The organism is Streptococcus sanguinis, from assembly GCF_050222175.1.
GTDB classification, from domain to species: domain Bacteria; phylum Bacillota; class Bacilli; order Lactobacillales; family Streptococcaceae; genus Streptococcus; species Streptococcus sanguinis_M.
The window spans coordinates 1966729-1982072 of the sequence record NZ_CP071420.1 but is presented as its reverse complement, the minus strand read 5'-3'; the positions used below and the strand labels follow the sequence as shown (position 1 = coordinate 1982072).

Annotated in this window: 15 protein-coding genes; 6 read left to right on the top strand and 9 right to left on the bottom strand. The window is 44.3% G+C overall.

The features are described 5' to 3' along the window. Positions 1-56 precede the first annotated feature (56 nt). The 6 genes from J1C91_RS09730 (at position 57) to J1C91_RS09705 (ending at position 6724) form a co-directional block, all read left to right on the top strand. Positions 57-1205: a DUF3592 domain-containing protein gene (locus J1C91_RS09730; protein WP_427151634.1), complete on the top strand. Its 1149-nt coding sequence runs from the start codon at positions 57-59 to the stop codon at positions 1203-1205. Between the two features lie 229 nt (positions 1206-1434). After that, complete coding sequence (locus J1C91_RS09725; RefSeq protein ID WP_125438432.1) at positions 1435-2874, top strand: 6-phospho-beta-glucosidase; 1440 nt, start codon at positions 1435-1437, stop codon at positions 2872-2874. A gap of 279 nt (positions 2875-3153) precedes the next feature. Further along, entirely contained in the window at positions 3154-3834 is a 681-nt protein-coding gene (locus J1C91_RS09720) for a response regulator transcription factor (protein ID WP_002907256.1), read from the top strand. Between the two features lies 1 nt (position 3835). Beyond that, the gene (locus tag J1C91_RS09715; RefSeq protein ID WP_002910629.1) at positions 3836-4711 is read left to right on the top strand and encodes a sensor histidine kinase; all 876 of its coding nucleotides are present in this window, start codon (positions 3836-3838) and stop codon (positions 4709-4711) included. Positions 4712-5166: 455 nt separating this feature from the next. Next, positions 5167-5997, top strand: coding sequence for a CPBP family intramembrane glutamic endopeptidase (locus J1C91_RS09710; RefSeq protein WP_002910628.1), 831 nt, complete (start codon positions 5167-5169; stop codon positions 5995-5997). Positions 5998-6106: 109 nt separating this feature from the next. After that, positions 6107-6724, top strand: a complete 618-nt coding sequence (locus J1C91_RS09705) for a helix-turn-helix domain-containing protein (RefSeq protein WP_002910627.1) — start codon at positions 6107-6109, stop codon at positions 6722-6724. A gap of 110 nt (positions 6725-6834) precedes the next feature. Here J1C91_RS09705 and J1C91_RS09700 read toward each other — a convergent pair whose 3' ends face one another. The 9 genes from J1C91_RS09700 to pabB form a co-directional block, all read right to left on the bottom strand. Further along, a complete protein-coding gene (locus J1C91_RS09700) occupies positions 6835-7557 on the bottom strand; it encodes a lantibiotic ABC transporter permease (RefSeq protein WP_002910626.1) in 723 nt (240 codons plus the stop codon). Then, positions 7550-8482 (bottom strand): ABC transporter ATP-binding protein, encoded by a 933-nt coding sequence (locus J1C91_RS09695; protein ID WP_002910625.1) that lies wholly within the window; start codon positions 8480-8482, stop codon positions 7550-7552. Before J1C91_RS09695 ends, J1C91_RS09700 begins: the two co-directional genes overlap by 8 nt. 145 nt (positions 8483-8627) lie before the next feature. Beyond that, on the bottom strand, positions 8628-9323 hold the full coding sequence (locus J1C91_RS09690) for a lantibiotic ABC transporter permease (RefSeq protein WP_002910624.1): 696 nt from the start codon (positions 9321-9323) through the stop codon (positions 8628-8630). Between the two features lie 11 nt (positions 9324-9334). Continuing rightward, positions 9335-10243 (bottom strand): ATP-binding cassette domain-containing protein, encoded by a 909-nt coding sequence (locus tag J1C91_RS09685; RefSeq protein WP_002910623.1) that lies wholly within the window; start codon positions 10241-10243, stop codon positions 9335-9337. Between the two features lie 144 nt (positions 10244-10387). Then, positions 10388-11080 (bottom strand): ABC transporter permease, encoded by a 693-nt coding sequence (locus tag J1C91_RS09680; RefSeq protein WP_002910622.1) that lies wholly within the window; start codon positions 11078-11080, stop codon positions 10388-10390. A 37-nt stretch (positions 11081-11117) separates the two neighbouring features. Beyond that, complete coding sequence (locus tag J1C91_RS09675; RefSeq protein WP_002910620.1) at positions 11118-11870, bottom strand: ABC transporter permease; 753 nt, start codon at positions 11868-11870, stop codon at positions 11118-11120. 16 nt (positions 11871-11886) lie between these two features. Then, positions 11887-12795 (bottom strand): ABC transporter ATP-binding protein, encoded by a 909-nt coding sequence (locus tag J1C91_RS09670; protein WP_002910618.1) that lies wholly within the window; start codon positions 12793-12795, stop codon positions 11887-11889. Positions 12796-12929: 134 nt separating this feature from the next. Next, the gene (locus tag J1C91_RS09665) at positions 12930-13544 is read right to left on the bottom strand and encodes an alpha/beta fold hydrolase (protein WP_048772350.1); all 615 of its coding nucleotides are present in this window, start codon (positions 13542-13544) and stop codon (positions 12930-12932) included. Position 13545: 1 nt separating this feature from the next. Continuing rightward, positions 13546-15276: an aminodeoxychorismate synthase component I gene (gene pabB, locus J1C91_RS09660; RefSeq protein WP_048772353.1), complete on the bottom strand. Its 1731-nt coding sequence runs from the start codon at positions 15274-15276 to the stop codon at positions 13546-13548. Positions 15277-15344: the final 68 nt, after the last annotated feature.

The window sequence follows — 15344 nt, the reverse complement described above, 5'->3', positions numbered from 1 at the left end:
TATACAAACTACTCTTTGCTTTATTCAGCTGTTTCGTGGGGCTGTCGTTTCTGTTCATGATGCTGAAAGATGTCTCGTCCACTAATTGGTATAAGAGTCGATTTCAGGGGTGGCAGACCATAACGGCTGAGGTGAGCGATTTTACGACCAGTCCGGAAAATCGCTCTACGCCCACTTACTACCCTATTTATCACTACATTGTTGATGGCCAAACCTACCAAGGGATTTCAGACATCTATCAATATGAAGTGCCTAAGTCTGGGCAAACCATTAGCATTCTCTATAATCCCAAGTCGCCTGATCAGAGCCAATATAAGAATGACATCCCCATCCCTGTCCTTGTACTCATGCCATTGCTGGGATTCTTATTATTTATGGCATTTGCTGCCGGCTCCCTCTATCAGGCCTTTAATCCTCTACAGGAGCCAAAGCCGCAACCCAAGGCGGCAAAAAGCATCAGCATTGTTGAGGGAACAGTTCGTAAAGAGAATCCCATTGTATCTTTAGTCTACCTAAGCCTGATTATGATAGCCCTCACTTATATCTGTATCACTGCAACAGGGCAATTCAAAGCCGTATTTTATGGTTGGAAAACTACATCCGCTCAAGTCATTGACTATGATGTGTATGAAACCGGAGGAAGTAGAGGAGGAGGAGGATTAAGTCTTTATAATAGCATCTACCAATATCAAGTAGACGGCGTAACTTATGAAGGCCATTCTGTTCTCGGTAGATTTACACAACCCAAAATTCAAAGTCAAATCCCTATTGCCTATAATCCTGAGTATCCTTATCAGAGTGCTTCTAGTGAAAACCGTCATTTCTTTTATATAGTCTTCTTGCCTGGCTTTAGTCTATTGCTAGTCGGCAAGATTCTCTCTCTAATCATTGCTGCTTGGATAAAGAAGGCTAGCCTCGCTCAAGCCAGAAGACTAGGGCCTGTCTATGACGGATATATTATCGATGTTATCCCCGCTGAACAGTTTAGAGAGTATAATCCGTTGCATGAGATTTGGCTTGAATTTGATATTAACCAAGTGCCCTATCAAACCAGCATTTGCCTTCCTTTAAGAGAACATCATTTTATCTCTTACAGCCAGAATCCTAGACCTATCCCAGTCTATGTGGATCCTCATGATGATAGCCAGTTCCTGATAGATGACAATGATATCTATGCTATTACAAATAAAATACAGATTAGTTGATCCCCCTCCTAATGCCACCTCTCTCCTCATTGGCCAGCAACTGGACGTCCTGCCGTCTTGACCTCCTTTGAGGTGCCTCCACATGAGCTGAAGAGTATCGGAAATGCCGAACCTCACAGACACCATAGAACTTGGAATAGTATCAATTTTCCATAGGATGCTAGAAGTTTATTTGCTGATTGTTTATTATAATATAAGAAAAACGTTTAATTGATAAGGAGGCAAAAAGATGACCGAAAAACTGACTTTTCCGGATGGTTTCTTGTGGGGCGGAGCGACAGCTGCCAACCAGTGCGAGGGTGCTTATGATGCGGATGGTCGCGGGCTGGCCAATGTAGATGTGGTGCCGATTGGTGAGGAGCGTCTGGCTATCATAACAGGTAAGAAAAAGATGTTTGACTTTGAGGATGGCTATTTCTACCCAGCCAAGGAAGCCATTGATATGTACCATCGCTTCAAGGAGGACATTGCCCTCTTTGGTGAGATGGGTTTTAAGACCTATCGGCTGTCCATTGCTTGGAGCCGGATTTTTCCTAAGGGGGATGAGATGGAGCCCAATGAAGCTGGCTTGAAATTTTACGAAGACCTCTTTAAGGAATGCCATAAGTACGGCATTGAGCCCTTGGTGACCATTACTCACTTTGACTGTCCCATGCACTTGATTGAGGAGTATGGTGGTTGGCGGAGCCGTAAGATGCTGGAATTTTATGAGCGTCTCTGCCGTACTCTCTTTACCCGCTACAAGGGCTTGGTCAAGTACTGGCTGACCTTCAATGAAATTAATATGATCCTCCATGCACCATTTATGGGGGCGGGGCTCTGCTTTGAAGAAGGCGAAAATGAAGAGCAGGTCAAGTACCAAGCGGCCCATCATGAGCTGGTTGCCTCAGCTATTGCTACCAAGCTGGCTCATGAGATTGATCCGGAAAATAAGGTCGGCTGTATGTTAGCGGCGGGTCAAAATTATCCTAATACCTGTCATCCACGCGATATATGGGCTGGTATGGAGGAAGACAGGAAAAACTATTTCTTCATCGACGTGCAGGCGCGTGGAGAATATCCTAACTATGCCAAGAAAGCTTGGGAGCGCGAGGGTATCACTGTCGAGATGACAGAAGAAGACCTGCAGCTGCTCAAGGAGCATACGGTGGACTTCATTTCCTTCTCATACTACTCTAGCCGGGTAGCTTCGGGAGATCCTAAGGTTAATGAGCTGACCGAGGGCAATATCTTTGCTTCTCTCAAAAACCCTTATTTGGAAGCTTCTGAGTGGGGCTGGCAGATTGATCCTCTGGGCTTGCGCATTACGCTAAATACCATTTGGGATCGCTATCAAAAGCCCATGTTTATCGTGGAAAACGGTCTGGGCGCAGTGGATACTCCAGATGAAAATGGCTATGTAGCTGATGATTACCGGATTGACTACTTGGCTGCCCATGTCAAGGCCATGCGAGAAGCCATCAATGAAGACGGTGTGGTTCTGTGGGGCTACACGACCTGGGGCTGTATTGATCTAGTATCAGCTGGCACTGGCGAGATGAAGAAGCGCTATGGCTTTATCTACGTGGACCGGGACAATGAAGGAAAGGGAACACTCAAACGTTCCAAGAAAAAATCCTTTGATTGGTATAAGGAAGTTATCGCGACTAACGGAGCATCTGTAAAATAGAAAAAAGCTGAGATATGAATGTCTCAGCTTTTTTTCCTTAGCCCTCAAGGGCGAAAGTAATACTTCTAAAAACGATTTTGCAAAAAATTTTAAACATATCGAGCCTCCTTTTTATAGCACATAAATTTCTTATTTCTTTCTATTTTAAAGTTCGATTCTCAAATATCCTTCAAGTAATTCTAAAATATTTCTAAAGTTTTTCGAATAGTCCATCTTTTATTGACTTAGCCTCTTATCCTTGCTACACTAGTGATAGGAAATTTCTGGAGGCGAGTGTTTATGGCTCATATTTTACTCATCGAAGATAATAGTGATATTCATGAAATTCTAAAAGATCTTTTTCAGAAGGAACACACGGTTTATTCTGCCTATTCGGGGACGGAGGGCATTTCTCTGTTTGAGCGGGAGGAGATTGATTTGGTCCTTTTGGACATCATGCTGCCGGGGAAGAATGGCGATGAAGTGTTGAGGGAAATTCGCAGCAGCAATGCTACGGTGCCTGTGGTCATGCTGACGGCCCTTGGTGAGAAAGCGCTTGTTAGCCAGTACCTGCTGAATGGTGCTAATGATTATATTGTCAAACCTTTCAATCTGGATGAGGTTTTTGCCCGTATCACCGTGCAGCTGCGCAGCCAGCAGGCTTTGACTGGCGAGGAAGAAGGCCAGTCCTTTAAAAATATCCGTCTGCTCAAGGCTACCTTTGAGGCGGTCTGTGGTGAGAAAAGCGTCCGTTTGAGCAAGAAAGAATATCATATCCTCCAGCTCTTGCTTCGTCATCCCAAGAAGATCTACACCAAGGAAGAGCTCTTTGAGCAGGTCTGGGAAGAGAGCTATCTGCCTGGGGATAATACCCTGAATACTCACCTCAGCAATCTACGTAAGAAACTGGCTCAGTTGGACCCAACAGAGGAATACATAGAGACTGTTTGGGGACTGGGTGTCCGGCTCAAGGAGGACTGATATGTTGGTGTTAGTCATTTTATTTGCCCTTATCAGTCTGTTTCTGGCCATTGGTTTCATACGCTATCATCTGGCGGTCAAGGATGTGGCTCAGCAGATTCGTCGGAAGCGGCAGACAGGGAGCCAGAATCGTCTGACTCCTGCTGCTCATGCACCTAGTATTTTGGAGCTGACAGAGGAAGCAGAGCTGCTCTTTAGGGAGCTAGATAAGACGACCTTTGTCGTCCAGCAGGAAAAGAAGACGCTGGATATGGCCATCAGTAATATCGCCCATGATATCCGCACTCCTCTGACCATTGCCAGTGGCTACACCCAGCAGCTCTTGAAGGATGAGAGTCAGGAAAGTCAGCAGCTGGTCAAAATTGCAGATAGTCTGGGAATGGTATCCAAACGGCTGGAAGCTTTGATGGAGTACCGCCGGCTGATGGAGGGAGCCATTCGGGCCAATGTCCAACCGACAGATATATCCCAGCTGGTAACCCAGCAGCTTTTTACCTATTATGATGCCTTTCAGAAAGCCCAGATTGACCTGCAGGTAGAGCTGGCTGAAGGTCTAGAGCTAGAGACAGACCCAGAAATTTTAGAGCGCATTGTCCAAAATATGATAAGCAATGTCCTCAAGCACGGTCGTAAGGCCGCTAGCATTTCGCTGAAAAAAGACGGCGAGCACTGTATCTTTACCGTCAAAAATATCGTCCAGCAGCCTATCCAATATCTGGATAAGCTGACCAATCGCTTTTACTCAGAAAATCTATCCAGCAGCGAGGAGTCTTCAGGGCTGGGGCTCTACATCACCCAGCAGTTAGTCGAAATCCTAGGCGGAGACTTGACAATGAAAGCCGAGGCCGACTGGTTTGAACTGGTTGTGACTTTGTAAAAAAGACTTAAAAAATCAAAACAAGGAAGGCTCAGCTCTATCAGCTAGTCTCAAAATCCGCTCAAAAAACCTCAGCTAATTTTCGAATTGGCTGAGGTTTATTTTTAGATTAAATCGAAGAAAGGCATGATAAAAATGCCTTTCTGTTTTGTGATTTGAAAAGCCAATTATCTTAGAAAGGCCATTTTACCAGTCGAAGTGAAAAATCAGCCGACTGCTCTAAATCCTTGATATAACTGACTTGCAACTGACAGTTGACACTGATTCCAAGTTCAATCACTCAAAAAGCAACTAGATTTTTTCTTTATTCCAAGTCCAGTCGCTAGAAAGGCAACTGGCTTTTTTGTTAATCTGAAAGCAGAAGCCAAGTTTTTGATTTCGGAATGAACGAGTCGCTGTCTTTGAAGATTTGGATCAAAAACTTGAGTTTAATTATATTATAAGGAGGTATTCTCATGAATACAGAAACAACTATCAAACCACAACCAAAACTAATTTTGCCGTTCCTGGCTTGGAACTTCGGCTGGACATGGGGATTCTGGCTATTGGACATTATCCTCAAAAACCTTTGGCCAGACAGTCCACCTACAACCTATCTAGCTCTTGAAGCTATTCTAAATGGTATTGCTATGTTTGGGCCTATGCTGGCCAGCCTGATCGTACTGAAAAAGAAAGGCTTCAAGGCCATTTGCTCCTATCTCTTTTCAGGCAAGAAAGAGACCTGGCTCTACTTGCTAATCTATGGTGGCGGTCTGACCGCCTTCTATGCCCTAGCTTCTGGCGGCAAGCTGGTAGACGGCGCTTTATTAAGATTTCCTTGGTTTTTTATCTATTGTATTGTCCTATCGGGCGGGATTGAAGAATTTGGCTGGCGCGGTTTCCTACAGCCAGCCTTAGAGAAAAAGTTTTCTTTCTTTGTCTCTACCTTGATGACCGGTATTATTTGGGCCATCTGGCATATCCCTCTCTGGTTTTACGATCGCTTTTATGATCGAAGCCAGGATCTGTTCTCAGTTTTTATCATTTTCAGTATCCTTCTATCTTTTTGGCTTGCAGCTCTGTATAAGAAGACCCAGTCTGTCCTTGCTTGTAACATCTTTCATGCACTCTCCAACACTCTCATCCCGACTTTTGTTGGAATAGCTCAAGCTAACAATTTGGATTTCTCTCAAGTTAATCCCTTCTTTTACTTTGGTGGTGTGCTTCTCCTGACACTTTATAGTATCTATCTCTGGTATCGAACGGATAGGGAGGAAAAAGCTCTTCCATCTAAAGAAGAAGTCTAGCATTTTATGAAGAGATGACAATCAGACTTTGCAGTCTCTCCGCCTTGTGCTATAATAAGTTTCAATGAAAGAAAGTATAAAAAATAAGAAAGAGTAGGTAAAACAATCCATGAATCTATCAGACAGAATCCAGTACCTGCGAAAAGTGCGGGGCATTTCTCAGGAGGGGCTAGCCGAAAAACTCGGTGTGTCTAGACAGGCCGTTTCCAAGTGGGAGAGCGAGCAGAGTATGCCTGATTTAGATAAGATCATTTCCATGAGTGACTATTTTGAGGTGACCACAGACTATCTGCTCAAGGGAATTGAGCCTGTAGTCCAGAAAGAGGAAGAGCAGTCAATCAAGCACAGGAGAATAGCCAGCAATATTTGCTATCAGCTCTCTCTTGGCTTTGTCGGTCTGGGCATCATCCTCTCCATTATCCTAGCTGATTTTCTCAAGATCAGTATCTTGCTAACGCCGGTGCTGATCGTTCAGGGAGTAGGGCTGCTGGTGTGGGGAACGGGCCGCAATCTATCCGAGGTAAGACCTTCTTTTCAGGTTAAGCTAGCCTTGATTTTATTCTTGCTCTTTGTTCCCCTCGGATTTCTATCTAATGTTCTTTTTCCTCTGGGCAAGATCTTTCCATATCCGACCAGTTTGGCAGCTAGTCTTACCTTTGTCACTTTCTACCTTATCCTAGGAGTCTGTATCAGTCTGTTCTTGAAAAAGCAAGATTGGAAGCAGTGAAAGAAAGCCGATAAAGAGGGCTAGACCAGAAAGGGTGAAATCTGCTCATCATCCAATTAAAATCCGCTCAAAAAAACTCAGCTAATTTAGTGATTAGCTGAGTTTTTATTTTACAAATCTCTCTTTTTCAGTGTAGCCAGTCCTGCTAAGCTAAAGACCGTGATCAGACTGAGAGCAAAGATAGCTGTTTTGATGATGACACTTGGTATTGAAGCGTCTCCGTAGACGAACTCCATCTTGATAGCCTTGAACCATTCATTATTGGCATCAACCATTTGACTAGGGAGGCCGAGTAAGATGTAGGTCATGATATAGGTGATAAAGACGACACTATAGTTTCGAGTCAAGTAGAGGACAAAGCTGGTAATGCAGTACCAAGCATAGGTACAGATGACCTGCATGACAAAGAGTATTGCGAATTGTCCCCAGAAATTATCTGGCAGGGTTCCCATATTACCACCGGTTCGGACAAATTCGATGACAATACCAAAAATGTAGAGTAGTATGAACTGCATAGGCAGTAAGCTACCGATAGTCAGTGATTTAGAGAAGTAATACTGGGTCCGAGTCTTGCCTGTAGTCAGGTTATTGTGATAAAGTTTGTCATTGAGATCAACACCGAGAAGCAAGCTAGTCATGACATTGCAGGCAATAAAGAGCATGCCGCTGTTGTAGGAGACGACATCTATGGCAAAAAAGATACCGTTGTCGGAACTGACAACTTTGGAAGTGAAAATGCCGAGGAGAATTCCAAAGATGCAGAAAGCCTGCACTCCCCAGAATCCTACGGAGCGGAAGAGACGGTAGTAATCCGCCTTGATACTATTAAACATGAGTGTTTCCTCCTTGTTGGTTGATTAAGTCTGTAAAGTATTTTTCTAAGTCTTTGTGGGCGTAGTAGATTTCCCCGATTGGGATGTCGGCTAGGACTAGTTCCTTGGCAATCTTGCGAATTTCTTGTACCTTACCAGAAATATGCAGCTCATCTTCCTTGTTGGTCGGTCTGAGCTGGTAGCCGAGCTTGTCTTGCACTAAATGGGCAGCTTGCTTGATATTATCCGTTTTGAGGATGATATAGTCGCCGCTTTCTCGGTTAAATTCTTCCTTAGACAGCTCCTTGATGAAATGCCCTTGATTGATAAAGCCAAAGCGAGTTGCTACTAGATAAAGCTCGGACAGGATATGGCTGGAAATGATGATGGTGATGCCTAGTTCTTGATTGAGGCGCTTGACCATTTCTCTAAATTCCTGAATCCCAACTGGATCTAAACCATTTATGGGCTCATCCAGAATGAGCAAGTCGGGACGCCCCAAAATGGCAATGGCAATGCCCAACCGCTGTTTCATCCCCAGAGAGAAGTTACGGAATTTCTTCTTTCCAGTATCGGTCAGGCCGACATATTGCAGGGTTTCTTTGATGACTTTGTCAGCATTTGGAATGCCCCGATCGGTACAGTAGTAGCGCAGATTTTCATAGGCCGACATGTGGGCATGAGCTACAGGGGATTCGATGACAGATCCAGTATGGCTGAGGGCTCTGGTCCATTCTTGTTGGTTCTGAGAGCCCAGGACAGATACGGTCCCTCCGCTAGGATAGATGACTTGAGTGATGATTTTGATCAGAGTGGTCTTACCAGCACCGTTTTTTCCGATGAGACCGTAGATCTCTCCTTTCTTGATGGAAAGACTGACATCTTTCAGAGCATATTGATCACCGTATTTTTTAGTGAGTCCTTTCACTTCTAAAACATTTTGCATGATGTTTCTCCTTTAATTACTTTGTTTATACTTTTAGTATACAAACTAAATTTCAAATATTTCTCAAGAAATTCTAAAATATTTCTAAAGAAATTTAAAATTGAAAAGATTAAAATGAGCCAGTCGAGAACCAGCTCATTGTTTACTATAAATCCTTTTTGTGGAAAGTATAAAGACTTGCTGCGGTGAAGACTGTTTCTAAAACCAAGGCAATTAGAACAATTCTTAAGGTTACACCGCTACTTTGAAGCGTCTCAAAATCAAAGCTCATGGTGAAATGCTGCAGCCATAGAGATTTTGGATAAAATTGAGCAAGAGCTCCGGTTAAAGATGCGCAGAAAAGGTAACCTCCCAGGGCAGCAATCATAGATTTACTCAGATAAAGAATAAAGGAGATAATAGCTGTCCAAGCAATGACAGTCAGGCACTGCACAAAGAATAGAAGAATAAACTGAAGCAGGAAGGTGGCGGATAAATCACCAATACCGTTTAGAATGGCTGCTAGGATAAAGTTGATGCTATAATAGAGAGTCAACTGCAGGAACGTTACGCAGACCATGACTAGGGCTTTAGAGACGAAGAAACTAGTACGGGAAACGCCGCTGGTTAATGTATTCTTGTAAAGTTGCTTGTTCAGATCTGTCCCGATGACGACCATAGAGAGGATAATGATGATAAAAGTATTATTACCGATAGCGTTGGACACCGCTTGTATAAGCTGGACGGCATTTAATTTGCCAAAGACTGCGCTCAAGGTCGTCAGTAGAAAGATGAATTCGGTAATCCAAACAGCCTTGGAACGAAAGAAGCGGTAAAAATCTGCTTGAAAAGTATGTAACATGGTTTTTCTCCTTACTGGACTAAATCTGTAAAGTATTTTTCTAAATCTTTGTGAGCTGCATAGATACCATTGACATGAATGTTGGATAGGACCAACTCCCTGTTGATGTCATTTAGTTCCTGTTCTTGGGCAACAATGTGCAGTTCGTCAGGCTTATCAGCATCCTTGAGCTGGTAGTGGAGCTTGCCTTGGATGAGATTGGCAGCCTGCTCTCTATCGCTGGTCTTGAGGACGATATAATCTTCACTGGCTCGGTCAAAGTCATCTTTGGTGAATTCTGCGACAAGCCGTCCTTGGTCAATCACTCCAAACTTGGTGGCTACCAGATAAAGCTCGGACAAGATGTGGCTGGAAATGATAAAAGTGATTCCCAATTCTTGGTTGAGCCGCTGAATCATCAGTCTAAATTCCTTGATGCCAAGAGGATCTAGGCCGTTGATGGGCTCGTCTAGAATCATGAGTTCAGGCTTGCTGATAAGTGCAATAGCGATCCCCAAGCGCTGCTTCATTCCTAGCGAAAAGTTTCGGAATTTCTTTTTACCAGTATTGCTCAATCCGACATAGGCCAGGGTTTCCTTGATGAGCTGGTCGGGCTGGGCAATCTGGTGGACCTTGCAGTAGTAGTTGAGGTTTTGATAAGCAGTCATCTGATTGTAAGCGACTGGTGTTTCGATGACAGTACCTATCTTGCGCAGGGCTTCATTCCATTCCTTAGAGTTCTGCGAACCAAAGACAGAAACGGTTCCGCTGTTGGCATGAATGAGCCGGCTAATGGTCTTGAGAAGAGTGGTTTTGCCAGCTCCGTTCTTGCCAATCAGTCCATAAATATCACCTTTCTGGATTGAAAGACTCACATGATTAAGGGCATATTGCTGGCCATATTGTTTGGTAACTTGCTTTACTTCTAAAACAGTTTGCATGGTATATTCTCGCTTTCTTAGATTTGATTTTAGTATACAAGCTAGATTTCAAATATTTCTCAAGAAATTCTAAAATATTTCTAAAGAAATGCAGAACCAATCCAAAAGCAATAAAAAAGCAGCCAAAGGGCTGACTGCTTAAATTTATAAGTCTCTGTGCAGGAAGGCTTGGTAACCACCTAAGAGAGAACCAGCTAGGATAAGGAATAAAAATAGTTCAGAATTTAACTGAGGGAAAACGATGACGAGGCTAGACTGAAGCATGATCAGGGCGAAAAAGACGAGATAGCTGGCCAGGGTGGAGCGGGTCAGGTAGAGGAGACAGGTAACTACAGAACTGCAGGTCATAATAAAGAGAAAGGAGCGAAAGAAAGACAAGGAAAAGCTCCAGAAAAAGTTCTTTGGCATAGTCCCAAGTCCATGGAAGAGGCTTCCAAAGATAAAGGCTGCGGCAAAAGCTGCCGCCATTTGCAAGATGATAATTGTGATAAGAACAGCTATTTTGGATAGGTAAAATTCTTTCCGAGAAATCCCGCCAGCTAATATATTTTTGTATAGCTTTCTAGTCAGGTCGCGACCTAGCAGAAAGATGATGAGCACAAGGACAGTAATCATGACAAAGGGCAGGAACTCTTTAGCAAGCTGCCCGAGAGCTTCAAATCCTGTCCAACCTTGGATGACTATTTCTTCTGGATCAGAAGATGTAGAGATATAAAAATTAAAGTTTCTTTCACCAAGAGAACTGATGAAAATGAGAAAAAAGAGCAGCCCTTCTATTAGCCAAAAAAGCTTGGAGCGGACAAGCTGGTAGAGCTCCGCCTGAATGGTATGTAACATGAAATCTCCTCTGAATGATTAAGATTGTTCCTGCTTTTTATAAATTTTTCTTTTTGAAAACCATCAGCCCGCTAATCAGAAAGACTAGGGTGACCGTTACCACTGTCAGGATAGCCTTGATAACAGCTCCGCCATCTGCTGCCATATTTGTGTTAAAGCGCAGGGTCAGACAGATTAGCCATTCATTATCCGGATAAAAGATGAGGGGAATAGTCAGTAAAGTACCGCCAAGGAAATAGGTCAGAAAGCTAGATATAATCGAGTGGCTGGCATAGAGCACAAAAGAAATGATGGCAATCCATGTAATCGTGCTGAGAAATTGAACGAAGAGAGCAGCTCCTAGCTGAGGCAAAAAAGAGCTGGGGGCACTTCCAATTCCGTTGGACAGACTAGCAGTCACAAAGGAGATAGATAAAATCAGCAGGAAGTGAAAGGCTGCGATGCTAACACAAACAAAGAACTTAGAAAAATAATAGCTGAGCTTAGAGATGCCGTAGCTCAGACAGTTTTTATAAAGTTTCCGAGACAGGTCCACTCCAAGGACCATACCGATACCAATGATGGTGAAAAAGAGCAGACTGTCTGTTTTGCCTGCAAAATAGTCCAGAGCTTGAAGGCCGGTTAGTTTTCCTAGAGATTGACTAGCAGCCTCATTTCTGGAGATATTTGCTCCAAAATGAATATTTGCCTGGAAGAAGGTTGCTGATAAAATCACACAGAAAAACTCAGTAATCCAAAAGCCTTTTGAACGCATGAGCCGGTAAAAATCGGCTCGAATGAAATCCATCATGATAAGCCTCCCTTTGTCATTTGACCAAGTCTGTAAAGAAGTTTTCTAGGTTTTGTCGTGCATAGTAAATCTCCTGCACCGGTATATCTGCGACCGCAAGTTCCTTGACAATCTTGCTAATCTCATGAGAATGGGTGAAGATATGAATCTCGTCAGAAGCATTGACCACCTTGATGCGATGCATGAGCTGGTCGTGAATCAGCCGGCTGGCTTCTTCTAACTGTGACGTTTTAAGCACGATATAGTCTTCACTCTGTTCTTCAAACTCCGCCTTGGAAATCTCGCGAATCAGCCGTCCCTCCTCGATAATGCCGAACCGAGTACCCACCAAGTAAAGTTCAGACAGGATATGGCTGGAGATGATAAAGGTCATGCCAAACTCCTCGTTGAGTCGCTGCACCAGCTGGCGGAATTCCTTGATGCCGACTGGATCCAGGCCATTGATAGGTTCGTCCAGTATCATCAGGTCAGGTCTGGTAAGAAGCGCGATAGCTAGACCCAGCCGCTGTTTCATTCCGAGTGAGAAGTCGCGGAATTTCTTCTTGCCGGTATCTGTCAAGTCCACGTATTCCAAGGTTTCACGGATGACCTTATCCGCATGGGGAATATGGCGGAGCTTACAGTAGTAGCTGAGATTTTCATAGGCTGTCAGGTGGTTGTGAGCGACCGGTGTTTCGATGACCGATCCGACCCGTTTGAGGCTCTGCGTCCATTCTTGATAGTTCTGAGAGCCAAAGAGGGAGACATTGCCACTGCTTGCTTCCAAGAGCTGGGTGATGACCTTAATCAGAGTGGTCTTTCCGGCCCCGTTCTTGCCAATCAAACCGTAAATATCTCCTTTTTTTATCGTCAGACTCACATCGGTCAGAGCGTACTGCCGGCCGAATTTTTTGCTGACTTGCTGTAAAACCAAAACATTTTCCATGATCAAGTCTCCTTTTCATGATCTTAGGAGAGAAAACTCCTCTTCTTATTAATTAGTATAGCAACAAACTTTCAAATATTTATAAAGAATTTCTCAAATATTTCTAAAGTTTTTGATTGGTTCTTATAAAAGAGTCAGAACTCGTGTAGGAATTTCTCTATTATTTGAGCAAATATTTCTGGCATTTGGCTATTCAAAGTATGGCCACCTTTTTCTATAATGCGAAGCTGAGAACCTTTCAGCAGCTTGTTAAGCTCATAGGCAGCCTTTAGATTGGGTTTGTCTTTGCTGCCGCAAAGAATCAGGCTGGGAAGCTTGATTTTCTTAATTTTATCAGTGAGATTTACCTTTCGTAGCTCGGCCAAAATCCGTATCATCTGGCTTTTATCGGCTCCTTGCTTGCTGAAGACACTTTTGGGCATCAGTTTAAAGGCGAGAATCTGCAGTCTGTAGAGAAAATTATCTGCTAAATTGTATTGAGTTCCGGATAAAATCAAACCCTTCAGATGAGGAAGGGCTTGGTCAGCCAGGTCCAGTGCCAACAGGCCACCGAGTGACAAACCGACTAAGATAAAAGGCTGATTTTGGGCCTGAAGGTTCTGGAGGGTTTCTTGTCTAATTTTTTGGTAGCTTTCATTGCCCTTCGGAAAAAGAGCCAGCGACTCCGTCGGGACATCAGCTAGAGCTTCTTGAACTTCCTTCCAAGAATGCTCATCTTGCCCTAGTCCGTGCAGAAAGATAACTTTCATGTCAGAGTACTCCTTTATCAATCTCCAGCTCGTACAGCCCTCTGACTGCATTGCAGGCGTAGATTTTCTTCGCTTGAGCCAGATCAGCCAGAGTCAGAATCTTCTCAGTAGCTCGACCCTTATCTAATAACTGCTGACGGTAGATGCCCTTGAGCAGGCCTAGTTCAGCTGGAGGCGTGTAGAGTTTGCCGTTTAGCTCCAGTAGCAGATTGCCGATAGAAGTTTCCAGTAGCTGGCCTTGGGCATTGTAGTAAATCTGTTCTTGCTGCTCCAAGGTCAGATGTGGCCGATGGCTGGTTTTGAAATAGGTAAAAGGCTGGGCTAGATTGGCTGTTTGCTTGACCAATTTTGCCTTTCTGAAAGTATCCGTCAGTGGCAGTAGAGGAGTCGTTTCTAGCTCAATACTGCCGTCTTTTTTAAGAGCTATACGCAGCCTGTAATCCTGTCCTTTATCCAGCTGAGCGCAGGTTTCTTCTAACACTTGCTTCAGTTTGTCTTGGTCAAAAGGATAGGCGAAGTAGCTAGCTGCTTCTGTCAGTCTTTGCAGGTGTTGGTCTTGCAAGGTCAGCTTTCCGTCCGTTACTTTTCCTGTAGAAATCAGGTCAAATCGCGGATTCTTTCGATAGAGAACGGCCGATTTTTGCTGGGTTTCGATGTATTCGGATTTCCAGGTGCTGTCCCAAGTGATGCCTCCGCCAACGCCGTAGATAGCTTTTTTCCCCTCCAGCTGAATGGTGCGGATGGCGACGTTAAAAATCCGTCTCTGGTCTGGCAGGCAGATGCCGACTGTACCGCAGTAGACCCCGCGGGCCGCTTTTTCTGTCGCCTTGATGATAGCCATAGTCGAAATCTTAGGCGCGCCTGTGATGGATCCGCAAGGAAAGAGCGCCTTGAAAATCTCTGCCAGCCCGACTCTCTCCTGCAGCTGGCTTTTGATGGTAGAGGTCATCTGCCATACTGTAGAGTATTGCTCGACACTGCAGAGATGCTCAACCCGCTCGCTGCCTGTTTGAGAAATACGGTTCATATCATTGCGCAGCAGATCGACAATCATCATATTTTCTGCTCGGTTTTTAGCATCCTGGGCCAGCCATGCAGCCTGCTCCCTATCCTGCCCTAAGGTCAGTCCCCGATTTGTGGTCCCTTTCATAGGTCGAGTGGTCAGTTGGCCTCGGTGCTCCTCGAAAAAGAGCTCAGGGCTGATGGACAAGATGGCAGTCTCGTCATGCTCTACATAGGCATTGTAGGCCGCATTTTGCTCAACGACTAGCCTGTTGTAAATAGCCAAGCTATCCTCAGGATTGAGCTCCGCGCACAGCTGCACCGTGTAGTTGACCTGATAGGTATCACCCTGGCGGATATGATTATGGATAGTCTCGATAGCCTTCTGGTACTCTTGCTCAGAAGTCAGCTCCTGCCAAACTGCTGGCATTTCCACTTCCTCATAGGTCAAGGGAATGGAAGCCTCCTCAGCCTTATCGTGGATAGTAAAGTAGAGGAGGTATTCCTTCTGGAGTGGGGCCTGATGAACCTGGAACTTTTCCTCGAAGGCTGGAGCTGCTTCATAGCTGACATAGCCGACAGCATAGTACCCTTTCTCCTGCCAGCCCTCAATCTCTGCCAAAAGTTCCTCCACTTGGTCCAGACGGCGAGTCTTTAGCTCCTTGATGGGATTCGTAAAAATCAGGCGTTGGCCCAATTGCTTAAAATCAATAATCGTTTTCTTGTGCATAAAGTTATTTTATCATAAGATAATTTGAATGAAAACGGATTTATCGGATGTGACAATCATTCTTTTAT

Excerpts from the sequence above, each read along its gene's own strand:
- J1C91_RS09730 (WP_427151634.1), top strand. The coding sequence starts at position 57 with ATGATGCTGAAAGATGTCTCGTCCACTAATTGGTATAAGAGTCGATTT.
- J1C91_RS09725 (WP_125438432.1), top strand. The coding sequence starts at position 1,435 with ATGACCGAAAAACTGACTTTTCCGGATGGTTTCTTGTGGGGCGGAGCG.
- J1C91_RS09720 (WP_002907256.1), top strand. The coding sequence starts at position 3,154 with ATGGCTCATATTTTACTCATCGAAGATAATAGTGATATTCATGAAATT.
- J1C91_RS09715 (WP_002910629.1), top strand. The coding sequence starts at position 3,836 with ATGTTGGTGTTAGTCATTTTATTTGCCCTTATCAGTCTGTTTCTGGCC.
- J1C91_RS09710 (WP_002910628.1), top strand. The coding sequence starts at position 5,167 with ATGAATACAGAAACAACTATCAAACCACAACCAAAACTAATTTTGCCG.
- J1C91_RS09705 (WP_002910627.1), top strand. The coding sequence starts at position 6,107 with ATGAATCTATCAGACAGAATCCAGTACCTGCGAAAAGTGCGGGGCATT.
- J1C91_RS09700 (WP_002910626.1), bottom strand. The coding sequence starts at position 7,557 with ATGTTTAATAGTATCAAGGCGGATTACTACCGTCTCTTCCGCTCCGTA.
- J1C91_RS09695 (WP_002910625.1), bottom strand. The coding sequence starts at position 8,482 with ATGCAAAATGTTTTAGAAGTGAAAGGACTCACTAAAAAATACGGTGAT.
- J1C91_RS09690 (WP_002910624.1), bottom strand. The coding sequence starts at position 9,323 with ATGTTACATACTTTTCAAGCAGATTTTTACCGCTTCTTTCGTTCCAAG.
- J1C91_RS09685 (WP_002910623.1), bottom strand. The coding sequence starts at position 10,243 with ATGCAAACTGTTTTAGAAGTAAAGCAAGTTACCAAACAATATGGCCAG.
- J1C91_RS09680 (WP_002910622.1), bottom strand. The coding sequence starts at position 11,080 with ATGTTACATACCATTCAGGCGGAGCTCTACCAGCTTGTCCGCTCCAAG.
- J1C91_RS09675 (WP_002910620.1), bottom strand. The coding sequence starts at position 11,870 with ATGATGGATTTCATTCGAGCCGATTTTTACCGGCTCATGCGTTCAAAA.
- J1C91_RS09670 (WP_002910618.1), bottom strand. The coding sequence starts at position 12,795 with ATGGAAAATGTTTTGGTTTTACAGCAAGTCAGCAAAAAATTCGGCCGG.
- J1C91_RS09665 (WP_048772350.1), bottom strand. The coding sequence starts at position 13,544 with ATGAAAGTTATCTTTCTGCACGGACTAGGGCAAGATGAGCATTCTTGG.
- pabB (WP_048772353.1), bottom strand. The coding sequence starts at position 15,276 with ATGCACAAGAAAACGATTATTGATTTTAAGCAATTGGGCCAACGCCTG.